Consider the following 18748-nt stretch of genomic DNA (forward strand, 5'->3'; position numbering starts at 1 on the left):
CCACATTTTGATCTTCATGCACTTCAAGATGATGCGGTCAAGCCCGGCCAATCGGCGCGAATTTGGCCTGGGTATGCTCCGCCAGTACCGCTGCTGGCAATTCAACTTCCAACCCCCTCCTCCCGGCGCTCACAAAAATTGTTGCGAACGGCTGCGCCGTCACGTCGATAAATGTGCGCAAACGCTTCTTCTGCCCCAAGGGGCTGATGCCACCCAACAGGTAACCGGTTGAACGCTGCGCTGCAGCCGGGTCGGCCATTTCGACTTTTTTGACGCCCGCCGCGTGCGCCAGGGCTTTCAAGTCCAGACTTCCGACGACCGGCACCACCGCCACTAACAATTCGCCCTTTTCACTGCTGGCCAGCAGGGTCTTGAAGACTTGCGCCGGGTCGAGGCCCAATTTTTCCGCGGCCTCCAGGCCATACGAAGCCGCCTTGGGGTCGTGCTCGTAGCTGTGGATGCGATGTTCGGCGCGAACTTTTTTCAACAGGTCCAAAGCGGGGGTCATAGAGTCTCCGGGCGTAGCAAACAGATGGCCAATTCTAGGCCAAGCCCACGCAAAACGCTCTAGTGCGCACGCTACCGCAACCCAGCCCGGATGGCGCCAGCGTGATCATTCACCAGACCAATAGTTTGAAAGTGACTAATGGTTCACTTTCGACCTTTGACAGCAGTCATTCTTGTCTATATTTTTTCGTTTCCGAATACTGTAGGAATAGACCTGCGGATTCGTAGCAGTAAGCCGTTTAAGAGATGGGGATCTTTTTCACGGTGAAAATCGCGCATGGCCCGTTGAGGCCAATCGCCAGACAAGAACAACAATTGAGGTTTTCCATGACAACTGCTCTTCAACAGCCTTCACTTTCGAGCCAATGCATGGCCGAATTTCTGGGGACTGCGCTTCTGATCTTCTTCGGTACAGGCTGTGTCGCTGCGCTCAAGGTCGCGGGTGCCAGCTTTGGCTTATGGGAAATCAGCATCATCTGGGGGGTTGGCGTCAGCATGGCGATCTACCTGAGCGCCGGTATTTCCGGGGCCCACCTCAACCCGGCAGTCAGTATCGCGCTGTGTATCTTCGCCGATTTCGAAAAACGCAAACTGCCCTTCTATATCCTCGCCCAGATCGCCGGCGCCTTCTGCTCGGCGGCCTTGGTGTACACGCTCTACAGCAATCTTTTTTTCGATTACGAACAAACCCACCATATGGTGCGCGGCTCGCAGGCCAGCCTGGAATTGGCGTCGGTGTTCTCCACCTACCCCCATGCACTGCTGAGCACCGCGCAGGCGTTCCTGGTGGAAATGGTCATCACCGCGATCCTGATGGGCGTGATCATGGCCCTTACCGACGACAACAATGGCCTGCCTCGTGGCCCGCTGGCGCCGCTGCTGATCGGCCTGTTGATCGCCGTGATCGGCAGCGCCATGGGCCCGTTGACCGGCTTTGCGATGAACCCGGCGCGGGATTTCGGGCCCAAGCTGATGACCTTTTTCGCCGGCTGGGGTGAAATAGCCTTTACTGGCGGTCGCGATATTCCTTACTTCCTGGTTCCGATTTTCGCGCCGATTGTCGGCGCATGCCTCGGTGCTGCGGCCTATCGCGGGCTGATTGCCCGTCATCTGCCGAGCGCCGTACCTGCCACAACGGATGAAACCACTGACACGGCTGTCAACGGCAAGACTCGTATTTCCTGAACGCGCCGGCCTGGTCCCCTGCCCTTCGTGGCCCAGGCTGATTTCCGACTTCCTTATTTCGTCCAAGGCAATTGACATGACCGACATTCAGAATAAGAACTACATCATTGCCCTTGATCAGGGCACCACCAGTTCCCGCGCCATCATCTTTGATCGTGACGCCAACGTGGTTTGCACCGCCCAGCGTGAATTCACCCAGCATTACCCGCAGGCCGGCTGGGTCGAGCATGACCCGATGGAAATTTTCGCCACCCAGAGCGCGGTGATGGTCGAGGCCCTGGCACAAGCCGGCCTGCACCATGACCAGGTCGCCGCCATTGGTATCACCAACCAGCGTGAAACCACCGTGGTATGGGACAAAGTCACTGGCCGCCCGATCTACAACGCGATCGTCTGGCAGTGCCGCCGCAGCACCGAGATCTGCCAGCAGCTCAAGCGTGATGGCCATGAGCAGTACATCAACGATGCTACCGGCCTGGTCACCGACCCGTACTTCTCGGGCACCAAACTCAAGTGGATCCTCGACAACGTCGAAGGCAGCCGTGAGCGTGCGCGCAATGGCGAACTGCTGTTCGGCACCATCGACAGCTGGCTGATCTGGAAATTTACCGGCGGCAAAACCCACGTCACCGACTACACCAACGCCTCGCGCACCATGCTCTTCAACATCCACACCCTGGAGTGGGATGCGAAGATGCTGGAGATTCTGGACGTGCCGCGTGAAATGCTGCCGGAAGTGAAGTCCTCCTCGGAAATCTACGGTCGCACCAAAAGCGGCATCGCCATCGGCGGTATCGCCGGCGACCAGCAAGCGGCGCTGTTCGGCCAGATGTGCGTGGAAGCCGGCCAGGCCAAGAACACCTACGGCACCGGCTGCTTCCTGCTGATGAACACCGGCGACAAGGCAGTCAAATCCAAGCACGGCATGCTCACCACCATCGCCTGCGGCCCGCGTGGCGAAGTGGCTTACGCGCTGGAAGGCGCGGTATTCAACGGCGGTTCTACCGTGCAATGGCTGCGTGACGAGCTGAAAATCATCGCCGACGCCACCGACACCGAATACTTCGCCGGCAAGGTCAAGGACAGCAACGGCGTGTACCTGGTGCCAGCCTTCACCGGCCTGGGCGCCCCGTACTGGGACCCGTATGCGCGTGGCGCGCTGTTCGGCCTGACCCGTGGCGTACGCGTGGATCACATTATTCGTGCAGCGCTGGAGTCGATTGCCTACCAGACCCGCGACGTACTGGACGCCATGCAGCAGGATTCCGGCGAACGCCTCAAGGCCCTGCGTGTGGACGGCGGCGCGGTAGCCAACAACTTCCTGATGCAATTCCAGGCCGATATCCTCGGCACCCAGGTTGAGCGCCCGCAAATGCGCGAAACCACCGCACTCGGCGCCGCCTACCTGGCGGGTCTGGCGTGCGGCTTCTGGGGCAGCCTGGACGAGCTGCGCGGCAAGGCCGTGATCGAGCGCGAGTTCGAACCGCAACTGGACGAGGTGGCGAAGGAGAAGCTCTACGCCGGCTGGCAAAAAGCAGTCAGCCGTACCCGCGACTGGGAACCGCACGAAGGCGCTGAATAAGCCAAGCGCCGGACCCCTATAGGGTTGTAACTGGCGGGGAGCCGCTTGCTGCGTCATCATGGGCCACTTTTGTATGGCAGCCCAAAGGACGCCCCATGAATCTGCCTCCCCGCCAGCAACAAATCCTCGAACTGGTCCGCGAACGCGGTTACGTCAGTATCGAGGAAATGGCGCAGTTATTCGTTGTGACCCCGCAAACCATCCGCCGCGATATCAACCAGCTGGCGGACGCCAACCTGTTGCGCCGCTACCACGGCGGCGCGGCCTATGATTCCAGTGTCGAGAACACCGCGTACGCCATGCGTGCCGACCAGATGCGCGACGAGAAACAGCGCATCGGTGAAGCCATTGCGGCGCAAATTCCCGATCACGCCTCGCTGTTTATCAATATCGGCACCACCACGGAATCGATTGCGCGTGCGCTGCTGAATCACAATCACCTGAAGATCATCACCAACAACCTCAACGTCGCCACGATGCTCAGCGCCAAGGACGACTTCGATGTGTTGCTGACCGGCGGTAACGTGCGCCGTGATGGAGGGGTGGTCGGTCAGGCCAGTGTCGACTTCATCAACCAGTTCAAGGTCGACTTTGCGCTGGTGGGCATCAGCGGTATCGACGAAGACGGCAGTTTGCTGGACTTCGATTACCAGGAAGTCCGGGTTTCCCAGGCGATTATTGCGAATGCGCGCCAAGTGATTCTGGCAGCCGACTCCAGCAAATTCGGGCGCAATGCCATGATTCGCCTGGGGCCGATCAGTTTGGTGGACTGTTTGGTGACGGATCAGCAACCGGTGCCGGCGCTGGTGCAGTTGTTGAATCAGCACAAGGTTCGGCTGGAAGTGGTTTAGCGTCTGCACTGCCGCCTTCGCGGGCAAGCCCGCTTCCACATTCGACTGCATTCCCATGCTGGAACTCGGTCAAGGGTGGGAGCGGGCTTGCCCGCGAAAGCGATTTATCCAGCACCCTTCCCTTGAGCCTTGCCAGGCTTATGTTCACAAATTTTCCTTTCCCCGCCCTTCGATGAGTTTTTTCAATCGAACTTGGGTGGCTGCGCGCGCGTTTATCAGCTACCATTTTCGCAAATGAACATTAATGTTCGAATTCCAATACGAAAAAGATCGCGAGGCCAGCCGATGAACCCTTCTACCTTGCCTGCTCCACCGCTTGCCGAAGTCTATGACGTTGCCGTTATCGGTGGCGGGATCAATGGCGTCGGCATTGCAGCAGACGCAGCCGGGCGTGGGTTGTCGGTTTTCCTTTGCGAAAAGGACGACCTGGCCAGCCACACGTCTTCCGCCAGCAGCAAGCTGATCCACGGCGGCCTGCGCTACCTTGAACATTACGAATTCCGTCTGGTGCGCGAAGCCCTGGCTGAACGTGAAGTGTTGCTGGCCAAGGCCCCGCACATCGTCAAGCAAATGCGCTTTGTGTTGCCGCACCGCCCGCACCTGCGCCCGGCGTGGATGATTCGCGCCGGCCTGTTCCTGTACGACCACCTGGGCAAGCGCGAGAAGCTCGCCGGGTCGAAAAGCCTGAAGTTCGGCGCCGACAGCCCGCTCAAAAGCGAAATCACCAAAGGCTTCGAATACTCAGATTGCTGGGTCGACGATGCCCGCCTGGTGGTGCTCAACGCCATGGCCGCCCGCGAAAAAGGCGCGCATATCCACACCCAGACCCGTTGCATCAGCGCGCACCGCAGCAACGGCATGTGGGAAATGAACATGGAACGCGATGACGGCAGCCTGTTCTCGATTCGTGCCCGTGCCCTGGTGAACGCGGCAGGCCCGTGGGTCGCCAAGTTCATCAAGGAAGACCTGAAGCTGGACTCGCCTTACGGCATCCGCCTGATCCAGGGCAGCCACCTGATCGTGCCGAAGCTGTACGAAGGCGCCCACGCGCACATCCTGCAGAACGAAGACCAACGCATCGTCTTCACCATTCCGTACCTGAACCACCTGACCATCATCGGCACCACCGACCGCGAATACACCGGCGACCCGGCGAAAGTGGCGATTACCGAAGGTGAAACCGACTACATGCTGAAAGTGGTGAATGCGCACTTCAAGAAACAGCTGAGTCGCGAAGATATCGTGCACACCTATTCCGGCGTGCGCCCACTGTGCAACGACGAGTCGGATAACCCGTCGGCGATCACTCGCGACTACACACTGTCGCTGTCGGGCGGCACTGGCGAGGCGCCGATCCTGTCGGTGTTCGGCGGCAAGCTGACCACCTACCGCAAACTCGCCGAGTCGGCGATGGCCCAACTGGCGCCGTACTTCACGCAGATGCGCCCAAGCTGGACCGCCACCGCCAGCCTGCCGGGCGGCGAAGATATGAGCACGCCAGAAGCGTTGGCCGAAGCGATTCGCGCCAAGTTCAACTGGGTGCCTGAGGGAATCGCCCGTCGCTGGTCCACCACTTACGGCAGCCGTACCTGGCGCTTGCTGGAAGGCGTGCAATCGCTGGCAGACCTGGGCGACCACCTGGGGGGCGGCCTGTACACCCGCGAAGTCGATTACCTGTGCACCGAAGAATGGGCGACTCAACCGCAGGACGTGCTGTGGCGTCGCACCAAGCTCGGGCTGTTCACCACCCAGGAAGAGCAGGACAACGTGCAGCGTTACCTGTCCAAGGTCGAGCAGAACCGCAAGATCGAAGCGGCCTGATCAGACCGCCGCTGCAAAAGCCCCTGCGCCGTAAGGCTCAGGGGCTTTTTTATATCTCAAGGGACTGGCGCTGATAGCGCAGCCCCATTTGATGATTACCCCGCTACCGGTCAGCTTTAGTGACCTGAGGTACTACGGGGCCGGGCCCTTCAACTTCACCTGCGCCGACAATGTCGACGGGGCAGCGGGCGGGGGTTGTGTCGGCTGATTAGACGTTTTGATGGGGTGGGGTTTTGGGGGGCATATCCGTTATTGGGGTGACGGCGGCTTATGGTTCCGCCCTTACGGCGGGTCACTTTTGGAAAAGAGCCCCAAAAGTAACCAAAAGGGCTCTTGCCCCACCACTCGGCACCTCGCCTCCGGCTCGGTGTGCCCGCACGCAGACTTGAATCCGTGGGCCGCCGCGATGGGCCATCCATGGCCCAGCGCGGCTAACCCGGCGTCCTGCCGGGTTACCCACGGATTCAAGCCCGCGTGCGGCCAGCGTGGTTAATGGGGCGCCTAGGATCAAGATCAAGATCAAAAGCAGAGCACGGCGGCCTAGTAGCCGACCTGAGTGGTGTAGATCAAGAGCGGGTCGGCGTGCGCAGTGGGGTGCCTTTCTGTGGGAGCTGGCTTGTCGGGTCGCCGCATCGCTGCGATGCAGACACCTCGGTACATCAGGCAAATCCAGTTGATGCTTTCGCAGGCAAGCCAGCTCCCACATTTGAACCGAGGAAAGCTTCAATGCTCAGGTCGGCTGCCAGGCCGCCTCGCTTTGTTTTTGATCTGGCCCTTACATCCTTACCGCTGACGAAGTCAGCGATCTTTTGATCTGCGCTCTTGATCGTGATCTGAGGCGCCCCGTCAATCACGATGGCCGAACGCAGGCTTGAATCCGTGGGCAACCCGGCAGGACGCCGGGTTAGCCGCGCTGGGCCATGGATGGCCCATCGCGGCGGCCCACGGATTCAAGCCGGAGTGAGGGCATGCCGAGCCTAAGCGAGGCACCGAGTGATGGGGCGAAGCGTTTTTGGTTACTTTTTGCGCTCTTCAAAAAGTGACCCGCTGTAAGAGCGGAACCATAAGCCGCCGTTACCCCACCAACGGATATACCCCCACCCCCAGCCCATTCGGTTTTCCGAACGCCCCACCCCATATCATTCGGTTAGCCGGACCCAACACCCAAAACCCTCCCTTCACAAAAAATTAATACCTATATAAATCATACAGTTAACCTTTAACCCCAGGTGTGGCACGACTCATGCTCTACACTCCTTGACGATTGCCTGAGACGCCTCAGGAGCCGTCACGGGCATTCGCTGTACAAGAGAGCCGTCTAACCGGCTTCATAAAAAAAACAAATGTCGAGGAAGTATTGATGCGCATCGTTCCCCATATCCTGGGCGCAGCTATCGCTGCTGCTCTGATCAGCACTCCAGTTTTCGCCGCCGAACTCACCGGCACACTGAAGAAAATCAACGACTCCGGCACCATCACTCTCGCTCACCGCGACAGCTCCATTCCGTTTTCCTACATCGCGGATGGTTCGGGCAAACCAGTGGGCTACTCCCACGACATCCAGTTGGCTATCGTCGAACAACTGAAAAAAGACCTGAACAAGCCCGACCTGAAGGTCAAATACAACCTGGTGACCTCGCAAACCCGTATCCCGTTGATCCAAAACGGCACCGCGGACGTGGAATGCGGCTCCACCACCAACAACACCGAACGCGCCCAGCAAGTTGATTTCACCGTCAACATCTTCGAAATCGGCACCCGTCTGCTGGTCAAGAAAGACAAGGATGGCAAGCCGTCCTACACCGACTTTGCCGACCTGAAAGGCAAAAACGTCGTGACCACCGCCGGCACCACGTCCGAGCGCATCATCAAGGCGATGAACGCCGACAAGCAGATGGGCATGAACGTCATCTCCGCCAAAGACCACGGCGAATCCTTCCAAATGCTGGAAAGCGGCCGCGCCGTGGCTTTCATGATGGACGACGCCCTGCTGGCCGGTGAAGAAGCCAAGGCCAAGAAGCCGGATGACTGGGTCATTACCGGTACTCCACAATCCTTTGAAGCCTACGCGTGCATGGTTCGTAAAGACGACCCTGCGTTCAAGAAAGCCGTGGATGGCGCCATCGTCGCCCTGTTCAAATCCGGCGAAATCAACAAGATCTACAGCAAGTGGTTCGAGAGCCCGATTCCACCAAAAGGCCTGAACCTGAACTTCCCGATGAGCGACAAGGTGAAGGAGCTGATCGCCAACCCAAGCGACAAGCCAGCGCCTGACGTAAAAATCTGATACCTGACTAAGCTTATGTCCTGAGGGAGCCAAACTCCCTCAGGCGTCTGTTACTACCTGCTGGCTTTAATTTGGAACACTCGACCTGGCGGATTCCGAGCCGATCGCGTGTGCCTGACGTTCAACGTCGGGCGGGAAAGGATCTTCCCCAAGCGGGTGCTTGTACATCGATCGATCTCGAGGGGAGACCCTAATGAATTACAACTGGGACTGGGGCGTGTTCTTCAAGTCCACCGGCGTTGGCAGCGAGACTTATCTCGACTGGTATATCGCCGGCTTGGGCTGGACCATCGCCATCGCTGTCGTGGCATGGATTATCGCCTTGTTGCTGGGGTCCGTGCTGGGCGTCATGCGCACCGTGCCGAACCGCATCGTATCGGGCATCGCGACCTGCTACGTGGAACTGTTTCGTAACGTACCGCTGCTGGTGCAGCTGTTTATCTGGTACTTCCTCGTACCCGATATGCTCCCGCAAAACCTGCAGGACTGGTACAAACAGGACCTCAACCCGACCACCTCGGCTTACCTGAGCGTTGTCGTGTGCCTGGGCCTGTTCACCGCCGCCCGTGTGTGTGAACAAGTGCGTACCGGTATCCAGGCGCTGCCACGTGGCCAGGAATCCGCTGCACGCGCCATGGGTTTCAAGCTGCCGCAGATCTACTGGAACGTGCTGCTGCCCCAGGCCTATCGGATCATCATTCCGCCGCTTACCTCGGAATTCCTCAACGTGTTCAAGAACTCCTCCGTGGCGTCCTTGATCGGCCTGATGGAATTGCTGGCGCAAACCAAGCAGACCGCCGAGTTCTCGGCCAACCTGTTTGAAGCCTTCACCCTGGCTACGCTGATCTACTTCACCCTGAACATGAGCCTGATGCTGCTCATGCGCGTGGTCGAGAAGAAAGTCGCCGTGCCCGGCCTGATCTCCGTGGGGGGTAAATAATGGAATTCGATTTCAGCGGCATCATCCCCGCCATTCCGGGCCTGTGGAACGGCATGGTCATGACCTTGCAGTTGATGGTCATGGGCGTGGTCGGCGGCATCGTGCTGGGTACCCTCCTCGCACTGATGCGCCTGTCGTCCAGCAAACTGCTGTCACGCCTGGCCGGCGCCTATGTGAACTATTTCCGTTCAATCCCGCTGCTGCTGGTGATCACCTGGTTCTACCTGGCGGTGCCGTTCGTGCTGCGCTGGATCACCGGCGAAGACACGCCGATCGGCGCGTTCACCTCCTGCGTCGTGGCCTTCATGATGTTTGAAGCCGCGTACTTCTGTGAAATCGTGCGGGCCGGCGTGCAGTCGATCCCCAAGGGCCAGATGGCGGCGGCACAAGCGATGGGCATGACCTACGGCCAGACCATGCGCCTGATCATCCTGCCCCAGGCGTTCCGCAAGATGACCCCGTTGCTGCTGCAACAGTCGATCATCCTGTTCCAGGACACTTCGCTGGTCTACACCGTAGGCCTGGTGGATTTCCTCAACTCCGCCCGCTCCAACGGCGATATCATCGGCCGCTCCAATGAGTTCCTGATCTTTGCCGGTGTCGTCTACTTCATCATCAGCTTTTCCGCCTCGCTGCTGGTCAAGCGTCTGCAAAAAAGGTTTGCCGTATGATCTCTATCAAGAACATCAACAAGTGGTATGGCGACTTCCAGGTGCTGACCGATTGCAGCACCGAGGTTAAAAAAGGCGAAGTGATCGTGGTGTGCGGGCCGTCCGGCTCGGGCAAATCCACGCTGATCAAGTGCGTCAACGCGCTGGAGCCGTTCCAGAAGGGCGATGTGGTCGTCGACGGCACCTCCATCGCCGACCCGAAGACCAACCTCCCGCAACTGCGTTCACGGGTGGGCATGGTGTTTCAGCACTTCGAGCTGTTCCCGCACCTGACCATCACCGAAAACCTGACCATCGCGCAGATCAAGGTGCTTGGCCGCAGCAAGGAAGAAGCCACCAAAAAGGGCCTGCAACTGCTTGAGCGCGTAGGCCTGTCGGCACACGCCCACAAGCACCCGGGCCAGCTCTCCGGCGGCCAGCAACAACGTGTGGCAATTGCCCGCGCCCTGGCCATGGACCCGATCGTGATGCTGTTCGACGAACCGACCTCCGCCCTCGACCCGGAGATGGTCAACGAAGTGCTCGACGTGATGGTGCAACTGGCCCACGAAGGCATGACCATGATGTGCGTGACCCACGAAATGGGCTTCGCCCGCAAAGTGGCCGACCGCGTGATCTTCATGGACGCCGGCAAGATCATCGAAGACTGCCCGAAAGAGGAGTTCTTCGGCGATATCAGCGCCCGCTCCGAGCGTGCGCAGCACTTCCTTGAGAAGATCCTGCAGCACTAAGCCCTACAGCGCTTCCACTGTGAAAACCGGATCCATTGTGGGAGCGGGCTTGCTCGCGAAAGCTATCTGTCAGTTGATACATCAGTAACTGGCAGACCGCTTTCGCGAGCAAGCCCGCTCCCACATTGGACCGCGCAGGCTGGCAAGCTCTGGTTGACCCAAGGCATCTGTGATGAAATGCGACCCCAACCAATTTCGCGCCGCACCGCCATCACTTGCCGTGAAACCTCGTCTGATTCGCCAACTGTTCCTGCCGCCGTTGATCATCGCCTTGATGATCGGCCTGGGTTATATCGGCTTCTGGGTCAGTGAGTACTATGGCATCCGCACCCTCAGCGACACTGGCGAACGCCAGCTGGAACTGCACGCCCGCACCGTCGAAAGCGAACTGAGCAAATACACCTACCTGCCCAGCCTGCTGGAGTTGGAGTCCAGCGTTTCCGCGCTGCTGGCCGACCCGAACCAGGAAACCCGGCAAACGGTCAACGATTACCTCGAGGGCCTGAACCGACGCAGTCGCAGTCGGGCCATTTACGTGATGGACACCACCGGCCGTGTGCTGGCCACCAGTAACTGGCGCGATGCCGACAGTTATCAGGGTGAAGACCTGTCCTTCCGTGCCTATTTCCAAAATGCCGTGCGCGGCCAGCCCGGGCGTTTCTACGGCATCGGCAGCACCAACGGCGAACCTGGCTACTACTTGGCCCACGGCCTGGAAGAGCACGGCAAGATCATCGGCGTGGCCGTGGTCAAGGTGCGCCTCGAAGCGCTGGAAGAACGCTGGCAGCGCGCCCGTCTCGAAGCGTTTGTCAGCGATGAAAACGGCATCATCATCCTCTCCAGCGACCCGGCCCGCCGCCTCAAGGCCGTACGCCCTTTGAGCGATGACACCAAGGAACGCCTGGCCCACAGCCTGCAATATTACTGGGCGACCCTGAACGAGCTGGAGCCGCTGGCCCGCGAACGCTTGAACGAAGGCACCGAAAAACTGACCTTCCCGGCCAACAGTGAAGTGGTTAACGACGAGCATGAAGTGAGCTACCTGGCGCAAACCCGCCCACTCAACGACACCCCGTGGAATTTCACCCTGCTTACGCCACTCAATGACTTGCGCCGCGCTGCGATCAACCAGGGCATTCTGGTGGCCGTCGCCTTTGGTCTGGTGGCCTTCCTGCTGATCGCCTGGAACGAACGCCGCAAGGTCATCGCCACCCGCCTCGCCGCCCGCGAAGCCTTGCAGGAAGCCAACAGCCAGCTGGAGCGTCGGATTGCCGAACGCACCGCCGACCTGCGGGCCAGCAACGAACGGCTCAAAGGCCAGATCCGCGAACGGCGCCAGGCCGAAGAAACCCTGCGCCGCGCCCAGGATGAACTGGTGCAGGCCGGCAAACTGGCGGCCATCGGCCAGATGTCCACCAGCATCGCCCATGAATTGAACCAGCCGTTGGCCGCGTTGCGCACTCTGTCGGGTAACACCGTGCGCTTCCTCGAACGGGGCGCCCTGGACACCGCCAGCGCCAATCTCAAAACCATCAACGAGCTGATAGACCGCATGGGCCGTATCACCGCCAGCCTGCGTTCGTTTGCCCGGCGCGGCGATAACCAGGGCGAAGCCAACCTTGCCAAGGCCGTGGACGCGGCGTTCCAGGTGCTGGGCGCGCGCCTGGACGGCCTGCCGCTGACCCTGCACCGCGAGTTCAACAATGCGCAGTTGCAGATCGACCAAACGCGCCTGGAGCAAATCCTGGTCAACCTGATCGGCAACGCCCTCGATGCGATGCAGGCGCAACCGGCCCCCGAACTGTGGCTGGAAGGCCACAGCACCGACGGCAAGTACCGCCTGCACGTGCGCGACAACGGCCACGGTATCGACCCCGAGGCGCGCAAACATCTATTCGAACCGTTCTTCACCACCAAACCCGGCGAACAAGGGCTGGGCCTGGGCCTGACCCTGTCCGCCAGCCTCGCGGCGGCCACCGGCGGCAACCTCGCCGTGGAGCACCCGGCCAGTGGTGGTACGGCCTTTGTCTTGTGCCTGCCGCTGGCGGGCACTCAGAAAGCTGAGTCGACATGAATACAGACACCACAGCCGCAAAAGACGACCTTACCGTGCTGATCGTCGAAGATGACCCGCATGTGCTGCTCGGCTGCCAGCAGGCGCTGGCGCTGGAAGACATTCCCAGCGTGGGCGTAGCCAGTGCCGAAGAAGCCCTCAAGCGTATCGGCGAGAATTTTGCCGGTATCGTCATCAGTGATATTCGCCTGCCGGGCATCGACGGACTGGAGCTGCTGACCCGCCTCAAGGCGCTGGATAAAAGCCTGCCGGTGGTGCTGATTACCGGGCATGGCGATATCTCGATGGCCGTCGGCGCCATGCGCAACGGCGCCTATGATTTCATGGAAAAACCCTTCTCCCCCGAGCGCCTGGTCGACGTCGCCCGCCGCGCTCTGGAGCAGCGCGGGCTGGCGCGGGAAGTCTGGTCGCTGCGCCGCCAGTTGGCCGAGCGCGACTCTTTGGAAGGCCGCATCATCGGCCGCTCGCCGGCCATGCAGAACTTGCGCGAGCTGATCGCCAATGTGGCCGACACCTCGGCCAACGTGCTGATCGAAGGCGAGACCGGCACCGGCAAGGAACTGGTTGCGCGCTGCCTGCATGATTTCAGTCGGCGCCATTCGCATCAATTCGTCGCCCTGAACTGCGGCGGCCTGCCGGAAAATCTCTTCGAAAGCGAGATTTTCGGCCATGAAGCCAACGCGTTTACCGGCGCCGGCAAGCGCCGCATCGGCAAGATCGAACACGCCCACGAAGGCACGCTGTTCCTCGATGAGGTGGAAAGCATGCCGATTAACCTGCAGATCAAACTGCTGCGGGTCTTGCAGGAGCGCACCCTCGAACGCCTGGGTTCGAACCAGAGCGTGGCGGTGGATTGCCGAGTGATCGCCGCCACCAAGTCCGACCTCGACGAACTGAGCCGCGCCAATCAGTTCCGCAGCGACCTGTACTACCGCCTCAACGTGGTGACCCTGGAACTGCCGCCCCTGCGCGAACGCCGCGAAGATATCCTGCAACTGTTCGAACACTTCCTGCAGCAGTCGTCGCTACGCTTCGACCGCGCCGTGCCGGAACTGGACAACCAGACCGTGTCGAGCCTGATGAGCCACGACTGGCCAGGCAATGTGCGTGAACTGCGCAACGTGGCCGAGCGTTTTGCCTTGGGCTTGCCGGCCTTCAAGAAAAGCGGCACCGGCAACGCCAACCATGGCCTGGCCTTCACCGAGGCGGTGGAAGCCTTCGAACGCAACCTGCTGGTGGATGCCCTGCAACGTAGCGGCGGCAACCTGACCCAGGCCAGCCAGGAACTGGGGATGGCCAAGACCACGCTGTTCGACAAGGTCAAGAAATATGGGTTGAACCACTGATGGATCTTATAGTGAAGGCCGCCCTTGGCGCGGCAGTGGTGTTGATTTTGGCCGCACTGGCCAAGACCAAAAACTATTACATCGCCGGATTGGTACCGCTGTTTCCGACCTTTGCGTTGATCGCGCACTACATCGTCGGCAAGGGGCGCTCGGTAGACGACCTGAAGACCACTATCGTGTTTGGGATGTGGTCGATCATTCCGTACTTTGTATACCTGGCGACGTTGTATGTGATGGTCGATCGGATGCGACTGGAAGCGTCGCTCGCCGTGGCGGCGGTGGCGTGGTTGATGGCGGCGACCCTCTTGGTGAGCATTTGGGTACGCGTTCATACCTGACCCAACTCGGTCAAACATGTGGGAGCGGGCTTGCTCGCGAATGCGCTGTATCAGGCACTTAAATATTGGCTGACCGACCGCTTTCGCGAGCACGCCCGCTCCCACATTTGGATCGGTGACAGACAGATAAATCAGCGGACGATCTTGTCGACCTGGATGCCGAGCTTCTTCAGGCGATACCAAAAGCTCCTCTCGGAAATCCCGATCTTCGCCGCCGCTGCCGCCTGCACGCCGTTGCTCTCCTGCAACGCCGCCAGGATGTAGGCTTTCTCCACCTCCGCCAGCGCCGCATCAAGGTCCTGGGGAATGCCCGGCCCGTCGCTGAGAATAGCCGTTACCCCGCTCTCGCTCGGCCTGGAAGCGAACAGATACCCCGGCAGGTCGATATCTTCGATCACAGGCGTTGCGGCCACGATGGTCGCACGCTCCACGCAGTTTTGCAGCTCGCGGATATTGCCCGGCCAGTGGTAAGCCGCCATGGCCTGCAACGCCTCCGGGCTGAAGCCGGTGATGCGTTTGCCGGCGGTGGCGCTGAGGGTCTGGGCAAAGTGGCGAGCCAGAGGCGCGATGTCTTCCACGCGTTCACGCAGGGCCGGCAATGGGATCGGGAAGACGTTGAGACGGTAATACAGGTCTTCGCGAAACTCCTTGTTGGCCACCGCGTCCAGCAGGTTCTTGTTGGTGGCGGCGATGACCCGCACATCCACCTTGCGCTCCCGAGGGTCGCCTACTGGCTCGATCACCCGCTCCTGCAGCGCCCGTAGAATCTTGGCTTGCAGTGCCAGCGGCATATCGCCTACTTCGTCGAGAAACAGCGTGCCCTTGTCGGCCTGCATAAAGCGCCCGACCCGGTCGGCCACAGCGCCGGTAAACGCGCCTTTGCGGTGGCCGAACATTTCGCTTTCCAGCAGGCCTTCAGGGATCGCCGCGCAGTTGACCGCCACAAACGGCTTGTCGGCACGGCTGCCGTGCTTGTGGATGGCGCGGGCGACCATTTCCTTGCCGGTGCCGCTTTCGCCGGTCAGCAGGATCGTGGCGCTGCTGTCGCGCACCGAATCCACCGCTTGCAGGACTTTGCGAAAGGCCGGGCTGTCGCCGACCAGGCTGTCGAACTGCGCGTGTTCATCCAGCTCGGCGCGCATGCGGGCGTTGTCGCGCATGATGTCGCGAAACTGCAGCGCCTTGGCCACGGTGATGTCCAGTTCGTCGATATCGAACGGCTTGGCAATGTAGTCATAGGCGCCGTTGCGCATCGACTGCACGGCGTTTTTCACCGTGCTGTAGGCGGTCATCACGATCACCGGCACCTGCGGGTAACGCACTTTGATCTCAGCCAGCAGCGCCGGCCCGTCCATGCCGGGCATGCGCCAGTCGCTGATCACCAGGTCGATGTCTTCCTGCTCCAGCACCTTGAGCGCGTGCAGGCCGTTGCCGGCAATAAATACCTGCACGCCGTTCTGGCCCAGGGCCGACGCCAGCAGGTCGCAGAGCTTGGGTTCGTCGTCGACTACCAGAATGTTATGCGTCATGACTGTCCTCGTCGTCTTCGCCAATCGCCGGAATGTACAGGCTGAACGTGGCGCCGGCATCTTTCTCGCTGGCACATTCGATGCTGCCGTCGTGACTTTCCATGATCGAATAGACTTTGGCCAGACCCAGGCCAGTACCGGAAGCCTTGGTGGTGACAAATGGCGTGAAGATGCGCTCGATCATCTCCGCCGGAATGCCCTGGCCGGTATCGGCGATGCTGATCAGGGTGTTGTCGCCCAGGCTGCGGATGCCCAGGGTCAGGCGGCCGCCTTCGGGCATGGCGTCGATGGCGTTGAGAATCAGGTTCAGGCAAGCCTGCTTGAGTTGCTTGGCGTCCGCGTAAATCGTCGCGCCCGGCGCCTGGTCGTCTATCTGGGCGTCGATGTTATGGGTCGCGAGTTCCGGCGCGCAGAAGCCGAGGATTTCTTCCACCAGCGGGCGCGCCGGTTGCAGCACGCGCAAGGGCGGGTTGGGCTTGGCGAAGTCGAGGAACTCGGTGATCAGGTCGTTGATGCGGCTGACTTCACTGATCACGTATTCCAGGTGGCGCTTGTCGGCTTCGGGCAGGTCGGCGCGGCGGTGCAGCAATTGGGTGGCGGTCTTGATGATGCCCAGCGGGTTGCGGATCTCGTGGGCCAGGCCCATGGCGACTTCGCCCAGGGCATGCAGGCGGTCACGCCGACGCAACTGGGCTTCGAGGTGATGCAGCTCGCCCAGGCGCTCGGTCATGTGGTTGAAGGTGCTGCTCAATTGCGCCAGTTCATCGCCGCCGGTGACCCGCACGCGGTGCTCGTAATTGCCGGAAATCACCGCGCCCACGCCTTGGGACAAGTCGCGCAGCGGCTGGTCAGGCGCCGCGACACCAACACTCCGGCCGCCAGCGACAGCGCCGAACTGAGCAGGAAAATCAGCACAAACAGATTGCTCTGGTTCACCAGCCCCACCAGGCTGGTATGGCGCAGCAGGCCGCTGAAGATCACGCCTTGCAAGTCGCCGGCATCACTGAAAATCGGCCAGTACAAACCGCTGTAATTATTGGTGAACTGCTCGCTGGGCTGCTTGGTGCTGCGCATCGCGGCTTCGACATTTTTGGAATACGCGACGGGTGATCTTCAAAGCGCTGGGTCGAGAATATCTCCGAGAAGCCGTCGGGGTTGGCCAGGTAAAGACGCAGGTCGAGGGAATGCACATCGGCCACGCTGGTCAGGAAGCTGCTGTCCAGGTAGGTCGCCACCAGCAACAGGTAGTCGACGCCGTCCTGGGTAGTTTCGAAGGTCGAGACCACGATGCCCGTGCTCACGCCCGCCACCTGAACGGTCTGCAACACCGCGTTGCTGGTCAGGCTGATCTGCTTGACGATGTCATCGGACGCGGTGCTGAACACCACTTTTTTATCGCTGGTGCGGATCAGTGCCACCACGTCGATGTCGGTGGCATCGGCGATGTCGGCGGTCAGGCGGTCGTGCTTGGCGGCTTGCCGGCTCGAGGGCGGGCTGGTGTAGCGCAGGAACAGTTTGGCCATGCGTGCATTGTCGTGAAGGATGTCGCCGATCTCGTCCTTGACGATCTTGGTCGACTCTTGCAGCCAGATACGCACGTTGCTGTCGAAAATCTGCGACAGCGTGGTGGCGGCCAGTTCCGCCGCGATCATGGTGGGGATCACGCTGACCAACCAGAACGCCAGCACCAGCTTGCGCTGGACGCTCCAGCGCGAAATGGCAAAGGGACGGGCTTTCTGGCGGGTCTTGGTGATCATCAGGTTTCGCTTATCGCAGCAGCCATGGCAGGGTCGGAACGATCCGGTCGAATAAACAGTTTTACAAGCTTGAGCAGGCCGTTGACCAGCCGGTTGCGGTGGCGGAAAAACACACTGTTGCCCTGGAACTCGCAGCCCAGGCGCAGCTTACTGGCATACCCGGCCTGCCCGCACTCATACACCGCAATATTGTGCTGGATACAGTAGTCGACATTGGTCAGCCAACTGCGGAAGTACAGGTTGTAGTCGCGGGTGAATGCCACGTCATGCCCGAAAAACTTGTCGACCAGCCGGTGTTCGTCCACCAGGACCGGGTTGAACGCCACCAACTGCTCGTCCACCCAGTAAAGAACACAAACGGCGCGCTGTTCAAGACGTTCGAGCACACCGGTGAAGTAACCGGCGGGCAGGCGCTCGAACTGCAACTCGGCCCGCGTCAGGGTGGCTTCGTACAGGCGCATGACGTCGGGCAGTACGTCGTCGATATTGCGCCGCCATTCTACCCGAGGCCCCGGTGCGCGCAGTTTGCGGCGCAGGTCCTTGCGCGTGGACTTGCCCAGCGAGCCGAGGTAGGCATCCACCGAACCGTAAGGCAGCGGCAACACGCCCGTGGGCAAACTCGGCATGCTTTGAAAGCCTGCCGCCCGGCAGCTGTCGAGCCAGTGCGGGTCTTGAGAAGGAGCGTCCTTGACCGCTAGCAGGCCGATGCCGAAGTCATCCGCGTCCTGGCGTGCGGCCGCCAGCAAGTGCTTGAGCAACAGCGCACGGCGCGACGCAGGTACGTGGCTGGCCACCCCGGCGTCGCAGCGTTCGGCCACCGGCGAGCCGATGGCATACAGGCCCAGCTGCAAAACACCCGGCCACAGCCGCTCCAGGCGCTCGGTCAAGCGCTTGCCGGCACCCGACACGGTGGTGTCGAGCCGATAATGGGTGATGAACGCGGCGGCCACGGCCACCAGCGTTCCATCCTGGTAAACCGCCAGGTAACGCCACTTGAAATCAGCGATGGCGGCGTTTTCCACGGCGATGTAATAGTCCCAGTCCTCCAGGGCACCGGGAAAGCAGTCGTTCCAGGCACTGCGCTGGATGCCCCGGATAGTCGGGAAGGCTTGGGTGGTGATCACATATA

Annotated in this window: 14 protein-coding genes and 1 pseudogene; 11 read left to right on the forward strand and 4 right to left on the reverse strand. The window is 60.5% G+C overall.

The window, feature by feature from the left end; genetic code table 11:
* Positions 1–37: 37 nt before the first annotated feature.
* Positions 38–508 carry a Cys-tRNA(Pro) deacylase gene (gene ybaK / locus LRS56_20605; protein WDU61226.1) on the reverse strand — a complete coding sequence of 157 codons (471 nt, stop codon included), beginning with the start codon at positions 506–508 and terminating at the stop codon, positions 38–40.
* Between the two features lie 326 nt (positions 509–834).
* On the opposite strand from ybaK, the gene LRS56_20610 reads away from it, so the two are divergent.
* From LRS56_20610 to LRS56_20660, 11 genes are all read left to right on the forward strand, one after another.
* Entirely contained in the window at positions 835–1692 is an 858-nt protein-coding gene (locus LRS56_20610) for an aquaporin (GenBank protein WDU61227.1), read from the forward strand.
* A gap of 76 nt (positions 1693–1768) precedes the next feature.
* The gene (gene glpK, locus LRS56_20615) at positions 1769–3274 is read left to right on the forward strand and encodes a glycerol kinase GlpK (GenBank protein ID WDU61228.1); all 1506 of its coding nucleotides are present in this window, start codon (positions 1769–1771) and stop codon (positions 3272–3274) included.
* Positions 3275–3369: 95 nt separating this feature from the next.
* Positions 3370–4125, forward strand: a complete 756-nt coding sequence (locus LRS56_20620; GenBank protein ID WDU61229.1) for a DeoR/GlpR family transcriptional regulator — start codon at positions 3370–3372, stop codon at positions 4123–4125.
* A gap of 285 nt (positions 4126–4410) precedes the next feature.
* On the forward strand, positions 4411–5946 hold the full coding sequence (gene glpD, locus LRS56_20625) for a glycerol-3-phosphate dehydrogenase (GenBank protein ID WDU61230.1): 1536 nt from the start codon (positions 4411–4413) through the stop codon (positions 5944–5946).
* 1360 nt (positions 5947–7306) lie between these two features.
* Entirely contained in the window at positions 7307–8233 is a 927-nt protein-coding gene (locus tag LRS56_20630; GenBank protein WDU61231.1) for a glutamate/aspartate ABC transporter substrate-binding protein, read from the forward strand.
* Between the two features lie 193 nt (positions 8234–8426).
* The gene (locus tag LRS56_20635; GenBank protein ID WDU61232.1) at positions 8427–9173 is read left to right on the forward strand and encodes an amino acid ABC transporter permease; all 747 of its coding nucleotides are present in this window, start codon (positions 8427–8429) and stop codon (positions 9171–9173) included.
* Positions 9173–9844, forward strand: coding sequence for an ABC transporter permease subunit (locus LRS56_20640; protein WDU61233.1), 672 nt, complete (start codon positions 9173–9175; stop codon positions 9842–9844). Before LRS56_20635 ends, LRS56_20640 begins: the two co-directional genes overlap by 1 nt.
* A complete protein-coding gene (locus LRS56_20645; GenBank protein ID WDU61234.1) occupies positions 9841–10575 on the forward strand; it encodes an amino acid ABC transporter ATP-binding protein in 735 nt (244 codons plus the stop codon). The genes LRS56_20640 and LRS56_20645 overlap by 4 nt, the downstream gene beginning before the upstream one ends.
* A 172-nt stretch (positions 10576–10747) precedes the next feature.
* A complete protein-coding gene (locus tag LRS56_20650; protein ID WDU61235.1) occupies positions 10748–12649 on the forward strand; it encodes a sensor histidine kinase in 1902 nt (633 codons plus the stop codon).
* The gene (locus LRS56_20655) at positions 12646–13995 is read left to right on the forward strand and encodes a sigma-54 dependent transcriptional regulator (protein ID WDU61236.1); all 1350 of its coding nucleotides are present in this window, start codon (positions 12646–12648) and stop codon (positions 13993–13995) included. The genes LRS56_20650 and LRS56_20655 overlap by 4 nt, the downstream gene beginning before the upstream one ends.
* A gap of 8 nt (positions 13996–14003) precedes the next feature.
* Positions 14004–14333 carry a GlpM family protein gene (locus tag LRS56_20660; protein ID WDU65786.1) on the forward strand — a complete coding sequence of 110 codons (330 nt, stop codon included), beginning with the start codon at positions 14004–14006 and terminating at the stop codon, positions 14331–14333.
* A 131-nt stretch (positions 14334–14464) separates the two neighbouring features.
* Here LRS56_20660 and LRS56_20665 read toward each other — a convergent pair whose 3' ends face one another.
* The 3 genes and pseudogenes from LRS56_20665 to LRS56_20675 form a co-directional block, all read right to left on the reverse strand.
* On the reverse strand, positions 14465–15862 hold the full coding sequence (locus tag LRS56_20665; protein ID WDU61237.1) for a sigma-54 dependent transcriptional regulator: 1398 nt from the start codon (positions 15860–15862) through the stop codon (positions 14465–14467).
* A pseudogene (locus tag LRS56_20670) lies at positions 15852–17619 on the reverse strand (ATP-binding protein). The gene LRS56_20665 and the pseudogene LRS56_20670 overlap by 11 nt, the downstream one beginning before the upstream one ends.
* The gene (locus LRS56_20675) at positions 17619–18743 is read right to left on the reverse strand and encodes a GNAT family N-acetyltransferase (protein ID WDU61238.1); all 1125 of its coding nucleotides are present in this window, start codon (positions 18741–18743) and stop codon (positions 17619–17621) included. The pseudogene LRS56_20670 and the gene LRS56_20675 overlap by 1 nt, the downstream one beginning before the upstream one ends.
* Between the last annotated feature and the right edge of the window lie 5 nt (positions 18744–18748).

Source organism: Pseudomonas poae (assembly GCA_028869255.1).
Classification (GTDB): domain Bacteria; phylum Pseudomonadota; class Gammaproteobacteria; order Pseudomonadales; family Pseudomonadaceae; genus Aquipseudomonas; species Aquipseudomonas poae_C.